17 protein-coding genes and 1 pseudogene are annotated in these 15,478 nt (G+C 68.1%); 8 read left to right on the forward strand and 10 right to left on the reverse strand.

Going from position 1 to position 15,478, the window contains the following annotated elements; all coding sequences use genetic code 11:
• Positions 1-86: 86 nt before the first annotated feature.
• The 3 genes from fbaA to EV193_RS18260 all read left to right on the forward strand — a co-directional run bounded on the left by fbaA (position 87) and on the right by EV193_RS18260 (position 2,307).
• On the forward strand, positions 87-1,121 hold the full coding sequence (fbaA, locus tag EV193_RS18250) for a class II fructose-bisphosphate aldolase (RefSeq protein ID WP_130345319.1): 1,035 nt from the start codon (positions 87-89) through the stop codon (positions 1,119-1,121).
• Between the two features lie 109 nt (positions 1,122-1,230).
• Positions 1,231-1,794, forward strand: a complete 564-nt coding sequence (locus EV193_RS18255; protein ID WP_130345320.1) for a VanZ family protein — start codon at positions 1,231-1,233, stop codon at positions 1,792-1,794.
• Positions 1,795-1,860: 66 nt separating this feature from the next.
• Complete coding sequence (locus EV193_RS18260) at positions 1,861-2,307, forward strand: peptidoglycan-binding domain-containing protein (protein ID WP_130345321.1); 447 nt, start codon at positions 1,861-1,863, stop codon at positions 2,305-2,307.
• On the opposite strand, the gene EV193_RS18265 is transcribed toward EV193_RS18260, so the two are convergent.
• Positions 2,298-3,434 (reverse strand): hypothetical protein, encoded by a 1,137-nt coding sequence (locus tag EV193_RS18265; RefSeq protein ID WP_242613475.1) that lies wholly within the window; start codon positions 3,432-3,434, stop codon positions 2,298-2,300. The genes EV193_RS18260 and EV193_RS18265 overlap by 10 nt on opposite strands.
• Before the next feature lie 33 nt (positions 3,435-3,467).
• Here EV193_RS18265 and EV193_RS18270 point away from each other — a divergent pair, with 33 nt between their 5' ends.
• Positions 3,468-3,875 carry a DUF3151 domain-containing protein gene (locus EV193_RS18270; protein ID WP_130345322.1) on the forward strand — a complete coding sequence of 136 codons (408 nt, stop codon included), beginning with the start codon at positions 3,468-3,470 and terminating at the stop codon, positions 3,873-3,875.
• A 1-nt stretch (position 3,876) separates the two neighbouring features.
• Positions 3,877-4,305: an acyl-CoA thioesterase gene (locus tag EV193_RS18275; protein ID WP_130345323.1), complete on the forward strand. Its 429-nt coding sequence runs from the start codon at positions 3,877-3,879 to the stop codon at positions 4,303-4,305.
• Positions 4,306-4,369: 64 nt separating this feature from the next.
• Here the strand turns inward: EV193_RS18275 and EV193_RS18280 are convergent, their stop codons facing one another.
• The 6 genes from EV193_RS18280 to EV193_RS18305 all read right to left on the reverse strand — a co-directional run bounded on the left by EV193_RS18280 (position 4,370) and on the right by EV193_RS18305 (position 9,863).
• Entirely contained in the window at positions 4,370-5,008 is a 639-nt protein-coding gene (locus EV193_RS18280) for an HNH endonuclease family protein (RefSeq protein ID WP_130345324.1), read from the reverse strand.
• 166 nt (positions 5,009-5,174) lie between these two features.
• Positions 5,175-5,426 (reverse strand): hypothetical protein, encoded by a 252-nt coding sequence (locus tag EV193_RS18285; RefSeq protein ID WP_130345325.1) that lies wholly within the window; start codon positions 5,424-5,426, stop codon positions 5,175-5,177.
• 7 nt (positions 5,427-5,433) lie between these two features.
• Complete coding sequence (locus tag EV193_RS18290; protein ID WP_130345326.1) at positions 5,434-6,687, reverse strand: alpha/beta hydrolase; 1,254 nt, start codon at positions 6,685-6,687, stop codon at positions 5,434-5,436.
• Between the two features lie 275 nt (positions 6,688-6,962).
• Positions 6,963-7,850: an SH3 domain-containing protein gene (locus tag EV193_RS18295; RefSeq protein WP_130345327.1), complete on the reverse strand. Its 888-nt coding sequence runs from the start codon at positions 7,848-7,850 to the stop codon at positions 6,963-6,965.
• A gap of 90 nt (positions 7,851-7,940) precedes the next feature.
• Complete coding sequence (locus EV193_RS18300; protein ID WP_165401396.1) at positions 7,941-8,984, reverse strand: Fic family protein; 1,044 nt, start codon at positions 8,982-8,984, stop codon at positions 7,941-7,943.
• 177 nt (positions 8,985-9,161) lie between these two features.
• The gene (locus EV193_RS18305) at positions 9,162-9,863 is read right to left on the reverse strand and encodes a hypothetical protein (protein WP_130345329.1); all 702 of its coding nucleotides are present in this window, start codon (positions 9,861-9,863) and stop codon (positions 9,162-9,164) included.
• 74 nt (positions 9,864-9,937) lie between these two features.
• Here EV193_RS18305 and EV193_RS18310 point away from each other — a divergent pair, with 74 nt between their 5' ends.
• Positions 9,938-11,236, forward strand: a complete 1,299-nt coding sequence (locus EV193_RS18310; RefSeq protein ID WP_130345330.1) for an adenylosuccinate synthase — start codon at positions 9,938-9,940, stop codon at positions 11,234-11,236.
• Positions 11,237-11,240: 4 nt separating this feature from the next.
• On the opposite strand, the gene EV193_RS18315 is transcribed toward EV193_RS18310, so the two are convergent.
• Positions 11,241-11,642, reverse strand: coding sequence for a hypothetical protein (locus EV193_RS18315; RefSeq protein WP_130345331.1), 402 nt, complete (start codon positions 11,640-11,642; stop codon positions 11,241-11,243).
• A 110-nt stretch (positions 11,643-11,752) separates the two neighbouring features.
• Between EV193_RS18315 and EV193_RS18320 the strand changes: the two genes are divergently transcribed.
• A complete protein-coding gene (locus EV193_RS18320; RefSeq protein WP_242613476.1) occupies positions 11,753-13,741 on the forward strand; it encodes a TRAP transporter permease in 1,989 nt (662 codons plus the stop codon).
• Positions 13,742-13,757: 16 nt separating this feature from the next.
• Entirely contained in the window at positions 13,758-14,744 is a 987-nt protein-coding gene (locus EV193_RS18325) for a TAXI family TRAP transporter solute-binding subunit (protein WP_207222689.1), read from the forward strand.
• Here EV193_RS18325 and EV193_RS33385 read toward each other — a convergent pair.
• Together EV193_RS33385 and EV193_RS18335 are read right to left on the reverse strand one after the other, a co-directional pair.
• Complete coding sequence (locus EV193_RS33385; protein ID WP_165401397.1) at positions 14,741-14,896, reverse strand: hypothetical protein; 156 nt, start codon at positions 14,894-14,896, stop codon at positions 14,741-14,743. The genes EV193_RS18325 and EV193_RS33385 overlap by 4 nt on opposite strands.
• A gap of 270 nt (positions 14,897-15,166) precedes the next feature.
• Positions 15,167-15,478: pseudogene (locus tag EV193_RS18335) on the reverse strand (IS4 family transposase); the annotation flags it as partial.

Below are 15,478 nucleotides of genomic sequence, written 5' to 3' on the forward strand. Positions count from 1 at the left end.
TGCGGCCCTACCGGGGCGCACCCGTTTTCCGGCACTGTCCCGGCTCGTAGGATGCGCCCAAAGGCACCTGCGAGGAGGAGCACCCGATGCCAATCGCCACACCCGAGGTCTACGCCGAGATGCTGGACCGGGCCAAGGCGAACGAGTTCGCGTACCCGGCCATCAACGTGACCTCGTCGGAGACGCTGAACGCCGCGCTCCGCGGGTTCGCCGAGGCGGAGAGCGACGGGATCATCCAGGTTTCCACTGGTGGGTCCGAGTTCGCTTCCGGCACCAAGGTGAAGGACATGGTCACCGGGTCGGTCGCGCTGGCCGAGTTCGCGCACGTCGTCGCGGACAAGTACCCGGTGAACATCGCGCTGCACACCGATCACTGCCCCAAGGACAAGCTGGACGGGTTCGTCCGGCCGCTGATCGCGATCTCCCAGGAGCGGGTGGACGCCGGCAAGGCGCCGCTGTTCCAGTCGCACATGTGGGACGGCTCGGCCATCGACCTGGACGAGAACCTCAAGATCGCCGCCGAGCTGCTGGAGAAGGCGGCTGCCGCGAAGATCATCCTGGAGGTGGAGATCGGCGTGGTCGGCGGCGAGGAGGACGGCGTCGCCAACGAGATCAACGAGAAGCTGTACACCGCCGAGGGCGACTACTTGAAGACGGTGGACGCGCTGGGTGCCGGCGAGCGCGGGCGATACCTGCTCGCCGCGACGTTCGGCAACGTGCACGGCGTGTACAAGCCGGGCAACGTGAAGCTGCGCCCGGACGTGCTCAAGCGCGGCCAGGAGGTGGCCACCGAGAAGCTGGGGCTCGAGCCCGGGTCCAAGCCGTTCGAGCTGGTGTTCCACGGCGGCTCGGGCTCGGCGCTGGAGGAGATCCACGAGGCGCTGTCCTACGGCGTGGTGAAGATGAACATCGACACCGACACGCAGTACGCGTTCTCCCGCCCGATCGCCGATCACTTCTTCAAGAACTACGACGGCGTGTTGAAGATCGACGGCGAGGTCGGCAACAAGAAGGTCTACGACCCGCGGTCGTACCTCAAGGTCGCCGAGCAGGCCATGGCCGCGCGCGTGACGCAGGGCTGCGAGCACCTCAAGTCCGCAGGGCGGATGCTCGCCGGCTGAGGCCGTGACGGAGGGTGGGCGCGTCCAGCCGGGCGTGCCCACCGTTGGGCCATTCGAATTATTTAGCGCTAGTGACGCAACGTGACGCCACTCTGCGCGTCTCCCCAGCATGGGGCTACTGACGGTCACCGATGTCGAGCGGGACATCAACCTGGCGGAGCGGATCTTCGAGCAGCCGGGCGTACTGGCGGCGGGGATCGGCGGCTGCCTGGTGCTCGGGGCGCTCGGCGTGCTGCTGGGCCGCGCCTTTCGCTGGCGGCCGGTGTTCGCCGGGCTGGCCGGGTTCAGCCTCGGCGGCGCGCTGACCGTGACGCTGGCGCGGGTGAGCACCAGCAAGCGCACCGGAGGGCTGGACGCCTGCCTGCACAACGACTTCTCGCTGTCCAGCTCCTACGCCCGGCTGAACTTCGTGATGCTGATGCCGTTCGCGTTCTTCGCCGTACTCGCGGTGCGCCGGTTCCTCCCCGTGGCGCTGGCCGCGGTGGTGCTCGGGTTCGGCATCGAGGCGGTGCAGGTGGCCACCGGCCGCGGCGTGTGCGAGATGCAGGACATGCTGAACAACGCGCTCGGCGGGGTGATCGCGGCCGTGGTCGCCTGGGCGTTGAATGTGCTCGTCAGCCGCGGCCTCGACCAGAGACCGTCCGAAGTGGACACTCGGAGGGTTCGCGCATAGCCGGCGCATAGGCGTGGCGCCCTACCTTCGGCGGTGACAGGTCACCGAGGGAAAGGGGAGATCGCCATGGGAATCCGAAGAATCACTGTCGCGGCGACGATTCTGGCCGCCGCGCTGACGCCGCTGGCCGGCGCCGGGTCGGCCGCCGCGGACGTCGACGTCGCCGCGCTGCCCGGCTGCACCGAGGCGCGGATGATCGGCTTCGCGCACCGGGTGAGCGCGCAACTGCCGTTCCACCCGACCGGCGGGCTGAACTGCAAGCTGACCACCGGCTACCACAACTGGGCCGTGGTGGTCCTGCAGATCTCGCTGCAGAAGTGCAACGGCTTCACCAGCTTGGCGGTGGACGGCATCTACGGCGGCCAGACCGCCGAGGCGGTGCGGAAGACGCAGTCCAGGTACGGCATTCCGGTGGACGGGGTCTACGGTCCGCGGACGCTCAAGGCGATGCGCTGGAGCGGTACCTTCCCCGGCGCGACCGGCCCGGTGCCGACCTGCGCGCACTACGGCTGACTCGCGGTGTCCACTGTGGACGGTCGGTTTGCCAGGCGTGCCAACGGTTTCGCCGACCACCACAGTGCGGCGAGCAGGGCCAGCGCGATCGGCGCGGACCAGTACGCGGACGGCGGTGCCGCGATCAACCGGTCCTGCAGGTACAGCGCCGCGTAGCCGAACACGGTGGCCAGCGTCGCGCCGAGCAGCACGGTCGCCGTTCTCGGCAGCCCGCGCCGGTGGGCCAGGTCGATCGCGAGCCCCACGAACACCATCCAGAACGGCACGGTCGACGGCGGGAAGTCGGCCGCCACGAGCAGCGGCCAGATCAGCGCGCGGTACGCCACGTACGCGCCGGCCACCGCGGTCGCCGCCCACGCGCGGGCCAGCGTGTGCCGGGCGGCCACGAGCACCAGCCCGCCGGCCACCACACCCCAAACGGGGTACACCCAATCGTGGATGGGGAGGGCGAAGCCGATCACCGCCTCGCGGTCCACCGGCCGGCCCATCTGCTCGGCGGCGAACCGCAGCAGGCTCGGCTCGGCGTAGGGCTCACCCCGGTCCCATGACCGCAGTTCGAGCACGCCGTACTCCTGCTGACCGTTGGAGAACAGCACGTTCTCCAGGAACAGGATCCACAGCACGCCGAGCAGCGCGGTCTTCTCCCGGCCGGGACGCGCCTGGCCGATCCAGCCGTCGATCACGCCCAGGATCATGATCGCCGTACCCAGGTAGAGCAGCGCGTGCGACGGGCTCCACGCGGTCAGGTCCAGCCCGTTGATCCGATGGTTGAGCACGTCCAGCGGCGCGGCGACCAGGAAGATCGCCGTGCCGGCCTGCATCAGCCGCAGCGCCCGCTTGCTCGCGCCCATGCCGGTGTAGGTGTGGATCATGACCAGCACCACGACGGTGACCGTGCCGACCGTGTTGACCAGGTGCGGCGGCGCGAGATCGTCACGCAGGTACTTGAAGTGCCACGACATGTCCCACGACGAGCCGAGCAGCTTGAACAGCAGCGCGAGCACCCAGACGCGGTAGGCCAGCAGCAGCACCCAGTTCGGCGTGTCGAGGCCGGGCGCGCCGCGCGACCAATGCCGCCGGAAGAACTCGACGAACTGGCCGGCCGGTCCGCCGGGAATCGTGGTCACGGCACCATGATGCAGGTGAGGCAGGATGGCGGTATGACCAACCTGCTCGGACCAGAACCGACCCGACTTCCCGACCGGCCGGAGCCGCAGGCGGCCGAGGACGCCGGCACCGACCCGGCCAAGATCGCCACCCAGTGGCCGGACTACAGCGCGGCGTGGGCGACGCTCGCCGAGCGCTCGCTGGAGGCCGGCGAGAACGTGGCGGCCTACGCGTACGCGCGCACCGGCTATCACCGCGGCCTTGACCAGTTGCGCCGCTCCGGATGGAAGGGCCACGGCCCGATTCCGTGGTCGCACCGGCCCAACCAGGGGTTCCTGCGGGCGCTCGCCGCGCTGTCTCGGGCCGCCGCCGGGATCGGCGACGCGGAGGAGGAGCAGCGCTGTCGCCAGTTCCTCGTCGACTCCGACGCGGAGGCGGCCGAGGCGACCGGATTGGCCTGAGATGAGTGAGCGGGCCGACTTCTGGTTCTTCTGGCCGACCCGGGTGCGCTACTCGGAGATCGACGGTCAGGGCGTGGTGTTCAACGCGCACTACCTGACCTACTTCGACACCGCGCTCACCGAGTACCTGCGCGCGCTGCCGTACTCCTACGGGCTGGGCGGCACCGACGGCGCGGACTTCCACATCGTGAAGAGCACGGTCGAGTACGCCGCGCCGATCCGGTTCGACCAGGAGATCGAGGTGGGCGTGCGGACCGCGCGGCTCGGCCGGTCCAGCGTCACGTTCGACCTGGCGATCTTCGACAAGGCCGGGGACCGCGCGCTGTCGATCGGCGAGATCGTCTGGGTGAACACCGACACGACCGAGCACCGGGCCACCGCGCTGCCCGAGGCGTTCATCGAGGCCGTGCGCGCCCGCGAGAGTCCGTAGGGGACAGACGCCGGCCCCGCGACGGAATCCGTTGCGGGGCCGGCGTTCTCGGTCTGACGAGCGATCAGCAGGAGCCGAGCATCGAGTCGAGCTTGCTCTTCTCCGCGGAGTTGATGGTCAGGCCCCACCTGTGCTTGGAGCCGATCCACAGCTTCGCGTAGGTGCAGTGGTACTCGGTGCGCGGCGGCACCCAGGTGTCCGGCGACTGGTCGCCCTTGGCCTGGTTGACGTTGTCGGTCACCGCGATCAGCTGCGGGCCGGACAGGTCGTTGGCGAACTGCTCGCGCTTGTCCGTGGTCCACGAGTTCGCACCGGTCCGCCAGGCGTTGCCCAGCGCCACGACGTGGTCGATGTCCACATCGGAGGTCTGGGTCCAGGTCTCCCCGTCGTAGGGGCTGTACCAGGAGCCGGACGTCGCCTTGCAGGACGAGTCGACGTTGACGTTCTCGCCGTCGCGCTTGAGCACCTCCTCACGCGTGTCGCACGAGCCGGAGACGGTGCTCCAGTGCGGGAACTTTTCCCTGTCGTAGCCGTCCATCGAGCCGTCCGGCTGGACCTTGAGGCCGCTCAACCACGACTTGGCGGTCTCGGTGCTCGGGATTCCCGGCGGCTCGGCGTTCGCCGGAACGGCGAAGGCGACCAGCGACAACAGGGCGATCAATAACGCGGCGCCGACCGTGCGGCGTTTCCCCGACGTTGACATGTTACCTCCGTGTGAAGTTTCACGTTGGCTGGTAACCACCATCGCTCACAGAGGTTGATCAATCAATACTTACGGGTGACCCCCAGAAGACTTAAAGTGAACGACGGGCGTAACGAAGTGTGGCCGCCATGATCGAGTCATGGCGGCCACACTCACGTCGTCCTGATCACCCGGTCGGGCGATTGAGCACCCCGACCAGCAGCGAGTGCACCGCCGCGTGATCGCGGTCGTCCACGATCTTGCAGGCGCCACCTCGGACTCGGTACCACTCGCCGGCACCCTGGTAGCGGATCTTCGCGGTGATCACGCCGTCGCCGGTGCTGACCGTGCGCAACTCGAGATCGCCGGTGATCACTCCGGCCTCCTCGGTCATCACGCCGCCCTGGCCGGCGGTCAGCGGGCTGGAGTACTCGCTCATGCCGCGATCATCGCAGCCCGCGCCACCAGTCGAGGATCCGCGGCAGCGCGACCGTTGCGGCGGCGAAGTGGGTGACGTCGGGACCGAGGTCGACCATGGTCACGTCGGCACCGCGCTTGGCCAGGTCGTCACGGCAGTGCTCGGAGTTGGCCAGCACCACGTTCCGGTCGCCGCTGGAGGTGTAGAGCCGAACCGGGGCCGACGCGCGCCACGAGCACGACCTGTCGCCGGCCCGGATCTCGGCGCCCAGCTTGCCCGTGGGCTGCCGCAGGAGTTGCTGGTACTTCGGGGTGAACAAGGCCATCGGGTCGTCCGGCAGCTGCGCGATGATCTGGTCGGTCGGGTGGTCGCCGTCGAACCACGATTCCACCTTCGCGGCGTACGGGGCCTGGAACGCCTCGGACGGCGAGTCCCACAGGTGCAGCCTGCGGTTGGCCGCCACCGTGTAGTACGCGAGGGTGTACGCCGTCGGGCGGCCTTCCACCTGGCCGTCGAGCATCGCGGGCGTCTGCGCGCCGATGATGTCGTAGGGGCCGGCCACCGGAGCCAGCGCGCCGAGTCGCCAGAAGCGGTCGGCGCCGCGTCGCAGCTCCCGGCCGAGCGCGGTGGCCACCCTGCCGCCCTGGGACGAGCCGGTGACCAGGGTGTCCGGGTCCACCTGGAGCCCGTGGCGGTCGGCGAACGCGCGGGTAGCCCTGAGCAGGTCGAGCGAGGCGGACACCTCGGTCGGTGAGTGCATGTACGGGTGCGGGCCGGGACCGGAGCCGAGGCCGAGATAGTCCGGCGCGACCGTGAGGTGGCCGGCGGAGCCGTAGAACAGGGCCGGCGAGCCGGCGATCCTGGTCGGAGCCGACGACGGTGCGGCATGCCGTTCGCTGAGGGTGCCGTGCGCCTGCGACACGACCTGGAGGTTCGGACCGCTGTCGTTCGGCACCACCACCAGGCCGGTCGCCGTGGTGGGGCGGCCGTCCAGGTCCACTGTCGAGTAGGTGAGCCGGTAGCCGGTGACCGACGAGCGCACCTGGCTGGTGTCGATCTTCTGCTTCATCAGCGCGTCGGTGACCTGTGCGCGATCGAGATCGATGACCTGCTCGACTGAGAGCAGCGTGCCCCGGTCCTGGCCGGTCACAGGCGCGGGCGCGGCGCTCGCGGTGGGCACGGCGATCGCCAACGCGGTGGCGGCCGCCGTGCCCGCCGCCGTCACGATCGCGGCGCGCCGAAAAGCCTTGGTATTACTGGGTTTCATTGCGGAGATCTCCACCTTGTCGACTGTGGACGGTCCAGTGCGGGCGGTCGCGCCGTGATGGGATGCGGCGCGACCGCCCACCGGCCGCGCCCGCACTGGGGAGCGGACTTGGGCACACCGTTGCGACGGGTGCCCGAGCGCGGCCGACCCGCACCGGCCGACGAGGGGATGTGTTCGTGGCCGGTGCGGAAACCGTTGGTGTCACTGCGTTTCTGATGTCGACGGTAGCCGGCGCACCGGCTCCCCACGATGAGTGAAGACCTACTCTGAGGGTGGTGGAAACCCCACCTTTACCTAGGACACCCCGGCCGATTCCCCGGCTGCGGATCCGGCCAGTAGCCGAACCTCGGGTGCGACGGGCTCAGCACCGCGCCGGTGCAGCCCCGGGAGCGGATCTCCGCGTCCGGGTAGCTCGTGCCCACCTTCAAGCCGCTCAGCGTGCGCAACTGCGCCACCGGCTCGTCGAAGTACACGTGGTCACGTCCCTTCGGCTGCACACATTGCGACGGCACGAACGCCCAGACGCCGTAGCTCGCGCCGGGCCGGGGCGCGCTCACCAGCGCGACCGCGCCGTCGGTGGTCACGTACCGGTAGCTGACCTTGCCCAGGTCCAGGTCACCGGCGCGCTGCGCGGGGTCCACCGTGTCCGGCGCGTCGTCCCGGCGGGTGTAGTTCAGCGACGGCGTGCACTCCGCGCCCGGTGCCAGCGTCACGCCGGTGCCGAACACGATCCGCCGCCAGCCGGTCCGACCGTCCCCAGAGGCATCTGCTGGCACCTCGCGCACCGAGTGGAACGGCGCGTTGATCGCGCCCACCCAGTCCCGCCAGCGGTCGCGGTCGTCGCCGCAGCGGTCCGGCACGCCGTCCAGGCCGCCGGGTTTGCTCGCCTTCGCGAGGTTGCCCCGGATGACCCAGCCGACCGGTGTGGCCATCGCGTGCCCGGTGGACACGCGCACCCGCACCCACTCGCCGCACCTGCCGTCCAGCCGCACCCGGTCACCGGCCACGGCGTTGGCCAGCACCAGCCGGCCGGGGTACTCGCGCACGGTCGCGCGGTCGCCGGAGATCGTGTCCTCGCCGGCGGCGGACGCGGACGGTGCCACGGCCGTGACGACGCCGGTGGCGATCAGCGCGGCTCCACCGGCCGCGAGAAGCGTTGCCCTGTAACGAATTCCCATGCGCCCAGTAGACGCGCGCGCCGGCCCATCGGCGGCGACACGTTCACGCCGGGGCAATCACCTTGCACGCCCGATCAAGCCGAGCAAGAGCTATTCGATGCCGTACACGAAGGGCTCGTCGATAACGGAGAAGACCTCTTGGGCCAGCCACATAGCCCGCCCACCTCTGCCGGTCGCTTTGCCCATCCTGGACAGCCAGCCGTGCTGCTCGGCCCTTGTCAGGAGATTTCGAGCGCCTTGTCCGCTGACGCCGGCGGCCTTGCTTACCCGTGACACCGAAATGAAGGGGTTCTGAAATATGAGCGGCACGATAGCGGAAACACGCGACGAGTCACTTCTCGCCTGATCCAGATACCGTTCCCGTAGTTCGACCAGTTTCTCGGCCCGGGACACCGAGTCGTTGGCTTGATCGCGAACGGCCCGAAGGAAAAACCGAACCCATTCCTGCATCTCGCCGCGTTCCCGCACCGCCTGGAGACGCTCGTAGTATTCCGATCGGTGGTTCTCGAGGTAGCCGGACAGGTAGAGAAGCGGCGTGGTCAGTCGGCCCTCGCTGATCAACATCAGCCCCACCAGCAGCCGACCGATCCGGCCGTTGCCGTCGAGGAAGGGGTGAATGGTCTCGAACTGATAGTGCATAAGCGCACACCGGACCAGAACGGGTATTCGGCTCGGCTCGTTGACGAATTTCTCCCAGTCCGTCAGCAGATCGCCGATGTGTTGTGGAGCGGGCGCGACATAGTGAGCGTCTTCGAGCCGGTGTGTTCCGGTGCCGATCCAGACGGGCGAGGTGCGGATTGTGCCTGGCTGGCGTTCGCTTCCGCGGACGCCGCTCATGAGAACCTTGTGCACTTCCACGATCAGCCGTTGAGTGATCGGGAGCGACTCGATGAGCTCCAGCCCCTTTCGGCTGGCGTTGAGGTAGCAAACCACTTCCTCCACATCGTCCGGGCGCTCGGGCTGAACCTCTTGGCCTGCCTTGAACACGTCCGACAGGGAGGCTCGTGTGCCTTCGATGCGGGTGCTCGCGATCGCCTCGCGTGTGAGGAAAGGGCCGATCAGCAGGTCCGGATCGCGGATCAGCTTGCCCAGACCCTGGAGGTACCCGAGAGCGCTGTCGGCCTCGGACAGCAACAGGACAGTGTCAGACTCCAGGTCGAGGCTCCGTGGCACGTCTTTAGGCATGACGCTTCAACAAAACCGCCCAAAAGTGGGAGTGTCACCGCACGGGTGCAACGTTTGTTGGGCAGTCGGCGGACGGTCCAAGATCTCCGGCGGATCGTTGGAGCGTGAATTGGCGCTGACCGTCGATCAAGCCGTGGGCGGCACCCGGACGGCGAGCAGGTCCTCGGTGTGGCGGTACCAGGTCCAGCGTGGCATCGCCCGAGGGTGTGTCACTCCGTCGTGGTGAGGGTGGATCGGCGAGCACCCGATCTGGAACGCTCGCCCGGCGAAGGACTCCGTGCGCCGGGAGAACCAGCTCGACTTCGTCACCCGCACCAGCAGCCCGTCCCGCCCGGCCGGGTCCGGCGTCACCTCGATCCGCCGCGCCCGTCCGCGCAGCGCGAGATCGTCGTCGCAGTACGCCTCGCCGCGCACGTGCTCGATCGATCCTCGCCCGACCAGCACCCCGCCCGCGTCGTCGCGGATCAGCGGCATCGGTGCCGGCTCGCCGCCGAGCACCAGGTCCACGACCGCCTCGTCCTCCTGCGGCAGCCGCCACAGCGCCGCCACGGCCGACCGCGACGGCCCGGAACGCGCCGCCGGCAGGAATGCGACCGAGATCTCACCGAGCTGCCCGTTACGCAACAGCCGTAGTGCCACGGCGGCCAGGTCGGCGTCCGTCCCGGCGACCACGAGTCTGCGTCCTGCCAGCGCATCGAGCACCGGATCGACATCGGCCTTGGCCGGTGTGGCGGGGACGCGGCGCACCTCTACGTCGCCACGCTCAGTGATCAGCCGCAATCCGGCCGCACCCGGGTCGTCGCCACAGGCCAGTACAAGTGCACTCAACGCACGCTCCTGGTCTAGTCTCGGTCACCGGCATTTCGCTCGAGACCGTCGCACAATCCACACGGGAGTTTCACATGCCGGCCATCGTGCTCATCGGAGCCCAGTGGGGTGACGAGGGAAAGGGCAAGGCCACCGACATCCTCGGCGACCGCGTCCAGTGGGTTGTTCGCTACCAGGGCGGTAACAACGCCGGCCACACCGTCGTGCTCCCGGACGGTCAGGACTTCGCCCTGCACCTCATTCCCTCCGGGATTCTCACCCCCTCGGTCACCAACGTGATCGGCAACGGCGTGGTGGTCGATCCCGGCGTGCTGCTGGACGAACTCGCCGGCCTCGAGGAGCGCGGCGTGGACACGTCCAAGCTGCTCATCTCGGCCGACGCGCACTTGATCATGCCTTACCACGTGGCCATCGACAAGGTAACCGAGCGGTACCTCGGCAAGGCCAAGATCGGCACAACCGGGCGCGGCATCGGGCCCGCCTACCAGGACAAGGTCGCCCGCGTCGGCGTGCGCGTGCAGGACCTGCTCGACGAGAGCATCCTCCGCAAGAAGGTGGAGGCGGCGCTCGAGGTGAAGAACCAGATCCTGGCCAAGGTGTACAACCGGACAGGGTTGTCCCCCAACGAGGTCGTGGACACCGTGCTCGCCGCGGGCGAGAAGTTCGCGCACCGGATCGCGGACACCAGGCTGCTGCTGAACCAGGCGCTGGAGCAGGGCGAGACCGTGCTGCTGGAGGGTTCGCAGGGCACCCTGCTGGACGTCGACCACGGCACCTACCCGTTCGTCACCTCGTCCAACCCGACCTCCGGCGGGGCGGCCACCGGTTCCGGCATCGCGCCGACCCGGATCGACGTCGTGATCGGGATCCTCAAGGCGTACACCACGCGCGTCGGCTCCGGCCCGTTCCCCAGCGAGCTGACCGACGAGATGGGCGAGCGGCTGCGCAAGGCCGGCGGCGAGTTCGGCGTGACCACCGGACGCTCCCGGCGCACCGGCTGGTTCGACGCGGTGATCGCCCGCTACGCCGCGCGGGTCAACGGGATCACCGACTACTTCCTGACCAAGCTGGACGTGCTGTCCGGTTTGGACACCGTGCCGATCTGCGTCGGCTACGAGGTGGACGGCTTCCGCACCGACGAGATGCCGATGACGCAGACCGACGTGCACCACGCCATCCCGATCTACGAGGAGATGGCGGGCTGGTGGGAGGACCTCAGCGAGTGCCGCACGTTCGAGGAGCTGCCGGCCAACGCGCGCGCCTACGTCGAGCGGATCGAGCAGCTGTCCGGCGCGCGGATCTCCGCGATCGGCGTCGGGCCTGGCCGCGACCAGACGATCGTGCGCCACGACATGACCGCGGCGAGGCTCTGACCGGCTACTGGCCTTGCGGCTTGAGACCGCAGTCGCTCTGCGCGTGCTGGATGATCGCCATGCTCGCCTCGCCGTTGCGCTTGACGTCGTCCCTGGTCAGCTTGCTGATGTCGCCACCGGCGGCGTTCATCCGCTGTGAGTAGTCGGCGACGAAGTCCCATTGGCTCTTGAGGTTCGCGGGCGCCACGGCGGCCATCTCCTTGGCCTTCGCCGCCCATCCGCTGAGGCGCTGCGGGTCGTTGAGGTCTCCCTTGAGGGTTTCGCCAAGGGCCTTGAAGTAGTCGGGAAGCTTCGTGCAGTAGTCGCCGCTCGGGGCGCCGGCGTCCTTCGAGTCGTCGCCGCACCCGGCGGCGAGCCCGCCGAGGCCGATCGTCACTGCGATGAGGGCGATGGCCGCTCGGTTCACGTGGTTCCTCCTGATGTCAGACGCCGCGCGACGACGGTAGCGGGCCGGCTGGTGTCTCGCTCGTCTTGGTGATCTGGTCACGGGCGTATGTGATGGAGTACATATTTGCGGTGACCCAAGCCGAACCGGTCGTTGCCGCGCAGGACGAGGAGCGGCCGTCCCGCGCGCTGTCCCGGCGGTGGGACCTGTTCGTGCTGGCGGTGTCGCTGGGCATCGCGCTGCTCGTGCTGAAGCAGGTGTTCTGGCCGCTGGCCAAGGGCAACCAGTTCTATCTGGTGATCTTCCTCGGGCTGACGCTGCCGCTGGTGTTCCTGTGCTACCGGCCGCGCGGTCGCCGTGGTGACGGGGACGATCCCGGCCCGGTGGACTGGGTGCTGGCCGTGCTGGCGCTGCTCGTCGGGCTGTACCCGGTGCTGCCGTTCTCCGGCGGGTACGACGAGTTCCTGAACCGTGTCGCCGATCTGTCCACAATGGACACCGTGGCCGGCGGGATCCTGCTGGTGCTCGTACTGGAGGCGGCGCGACGCACCACCGGGCTCGTGCTTCCGTTGGTGTGCCTGGCTTTTCTGGCCTACTCGTATTACGGCGGGTTGTTGCCGCAAGGCTGGGCGATCGCGCACAGCGGGTTCGACTTCGACGAGATCATCAGTGCGCTGTACAACGAGCAGAGCGGGTTCTTCGGTGTGCCATTGGATGTGGCCGCCACCTACATCGTGCTGTTCGCGATCTACGGCGCGGTGCTGGACGCGTCCGGCGCGGGGAAGTTCTTCGTGGACTTCAGCTTCGCGCTGTTCCGCCGCAGTCGTACCGCGCCGGGTCGTACGGCGGCGACGGCGGGTTTCCTGCTCGGCACGGTGTCCGGTTCCAGTACCGCGACGACGGTCAGCCTGGGTGCGGTGACCTGGCCGGTGCTGCGCGAGGCCGGGTACCCGAAGGAGCAGGCCGGCGGGTTGCTCGCCGCGTCCGGGATCGGTGCGATCCTGTCGCCGCCGACGCTCGGCGCGGCGGCGTTCATCATCGCCGAGTACCTGGAGACGGACTACCTGACGGTGTTGTTGTGGGCGATCGTGCCCACGCTGTTGTACTACCTCGGCATCGTGCTGGCGGTGGAGGCCGACGCGCGGCGGTTCGGCGCGCGATCGGTCAGGGTGGACAGTCCGAGCGCGTGGAAGTTGTTGCTGCGCGGGGGTTATCACTTCCTGTCGCTGGTGATCATCGTGGTGTTCCTGGCGATGGACATCCCGCCGTTCAGCGCGGTGGTGTACGCGACCGGTGTGGCGGCCGCGTTCGGGCTCGCCGCACGGTTGCTTGGTACGGCCGATCGGATGACGGCCGTGCGCGAGTGGGCGATCGGCCTGGCCAAGGCGCTCGCAGTCGGTGTACGGAGCGCGCTGCCGGTGATCGCGGTGTGCGCGGCGGCGGGCGTGGTCACCTCGACGATCACCAAGAGCGGGCTGGGTCAGGTCCTGACCACCGCGTTGGTCGACCTGGCACGCGCGATCTCGTCGAACCCGACGGTGGTGCTGACCCTGACCGTGGTGTTCTCCGCGGTGGCTGTGCTCGTGTTGGGCCTGGCCGTGCCAGTGACCGCGAGCTTCATCATCTCGTGGGTGGTGATCGGCCCGGCGCTGGCCGACCTCGGCGTCGAGCCGGCCGAGCGGGCGATGTTCATCTTCTACTACGCGGTGCTGTCGGAGGTGACACCACCGACCGCGCTTGCGGCCGTCGCGGCGGCGGCGATCACCGGTGGTTCGGTGATGAAGACGATGTGGCAGACGTGGAAGTACACGCTGCCTGCTTTCTTGGTGCCGATCGCGTTCGTGTTGACGGACAACGGATCGGCGCTGCTGCTGCAACGGTCCACTATGGACGTTCTGTGGGTGACCGCCGTGTCCGGACTGGGCGTGGCGGCACTGGCCGTGGTGACCGGAGGCTGGCTGTTCGGCCCGGCGCGCTGGCCCGAACGGGCGCTGTGCGTGCCGGCGGCCGCGCTGTTGTTGTACCTGCAGCCGGTGTCGATCGCGATCGGTGTGGGTTTCGTCGTGGTGGCCGTAGCGGTGCACCTGCTCGGTAAGGCGAGAACACGGGAAACCGTGTGAGACAAGGAGAATTGCCGTGCGAAAGAAGATCGCCTTGGCCGTCGCGGCGGCAGTCGCGCTGACCACCGCCGCCGGATGCGGTGGCCGCCAGGAGAATACGAACACCGGCCAAACCGGCCAGACGACGGGCTCGTGCGAGGCCGACGCCGGCCGAGTCGGAATCGCGACGGGAAACACGGGCGGCGTCTACTACGTGGTCGGCGGCGGCCTGGCCAAATTGATCAGCGACAACACCAAGTTGCGCGCGCAAGCCTCAGAAACCGGCGCATCAGTGACGAACATTCAGCAGCTGGTCAAAGGCGACTTCGACATCGCCTTCTCCCTGGCCGACACCGCGGCCGACGCGGTCGCCGGTCGAGCGGGCTTCGAAGGCCCGCAGAAAGTGCAGGCACTGGCGCGGATCTACCCGAACTACACCCAGGTCGTGGTGCGCGCCGACAGCGGGATCAACAGCGTCGCGGACATGCGCGGCAAACGAATCTCGACCGGATCGCCCCGCTCGGGCACCGAGGTGATCGCGAACCGGTTGCTGCAGGCGGCCGGCCTCGCGGACAAGGATCTGGCCCCGCAGCGGTTGGCGTTGCGCCAAACCGTGGACGGGATGAAGGCGGGCACGATCGACGGACTGGTGTGGTCGGGCGGGTTGCCCACCCCGGAACTGACGGACCTGTTCACGTCGATGGGCACCCGGGTGAAGTTCATCGATATCACGCCCCAACTGGACGCGTTGAAGAAGATCAATCCCGTGTACGACAAGGGATCCATCCCCGCGGCGACCTACAAGCTGCCGGCCGACGCACCAACCATCGTGGTGCCCAACGTGCTGCTGGTGCGGGAGAACTTCCCGGCCGGCAACGCGTGCGCGATCACCAAGCTGCTCTTCGACAAGCGGACAGAGTTGGAGAAAGTGCACCCCGCCACGAAGGACATCACGCGCGAGAACGCCACCCGCACCGACCCGATTCCGTTGCACCCCGGTGCCCGCCAAGCCCTCGGCGGCTAGCAGCACACAGCCGCGTGCATGGTGTTGCGGATGGCTTTGCGCTGCGGATCGACCCACGCGGGCGGGATGTAGTACGGGATGCCGTTGCGCATGACGATTTCCCAGTCCTGCTGGTGAATGATCGTGTGGTGGTATCGGCAGAGCAAGGTCATGAGTTCTGCCGAAGTTATTCCGCCGTCGATCCAAGGGATGATGTGGTGTGCGTCGGTCCATTCTGGTCAATACCGCTAAGTTAAGCTGCTCGTCTCTGTAGTTTGATGGTTGGCGGTCCGGTATGTCGAATGCCGCGTTCTGTTGGTTTCTTGACTCGGTAGTCGTTGTGCGTTAGTCGTTTCTTGGCGCGTGGGTTGGTGCGGTGTCGTCGTTTGTTTCTTCGTTCGAGTATTTCTGCTGTGGTCGCTGCGCGTGCTTTCCGTAGAGTCTTAGGGGGAAAAATCCGCCTGGCCGGTGACCTGGCGGCGGATGACGCGCAGAGAGCGGATGAAGGAGAGTCTGTCGGGGTCGACATCGGCTTCGTCGGCGGCGCGACACATCAGGTCTCTGATGCTGTAGTGAGTCAAGAGGAGGGCCCATACTTCCTGTCGCACCATGTCGGGGGATTTCGATCTTAGTATTCGCGCGGGACCGCGTTGATGTGTCTTGATCTCATCGACCAAGCCTTCGTATTCCCAACGCTCGTGATAAGCGGCGGCGAGTTCGACGGCAGGAATGTCGTCAGGTTCGAGGATGTTGGT

The sequence above is a fragment of the Herbihabitans rhizosphaerae genome (genome assembly GCF_004216555.1).
Taxonomy (GTDB): domain Bacteria; phylum Actinomycetota; class Actinomycetes; order Mycobacteriales; family Pseudonocardiaceae; genus Herbihabitans; species Herbihabitans rhizosphaerae.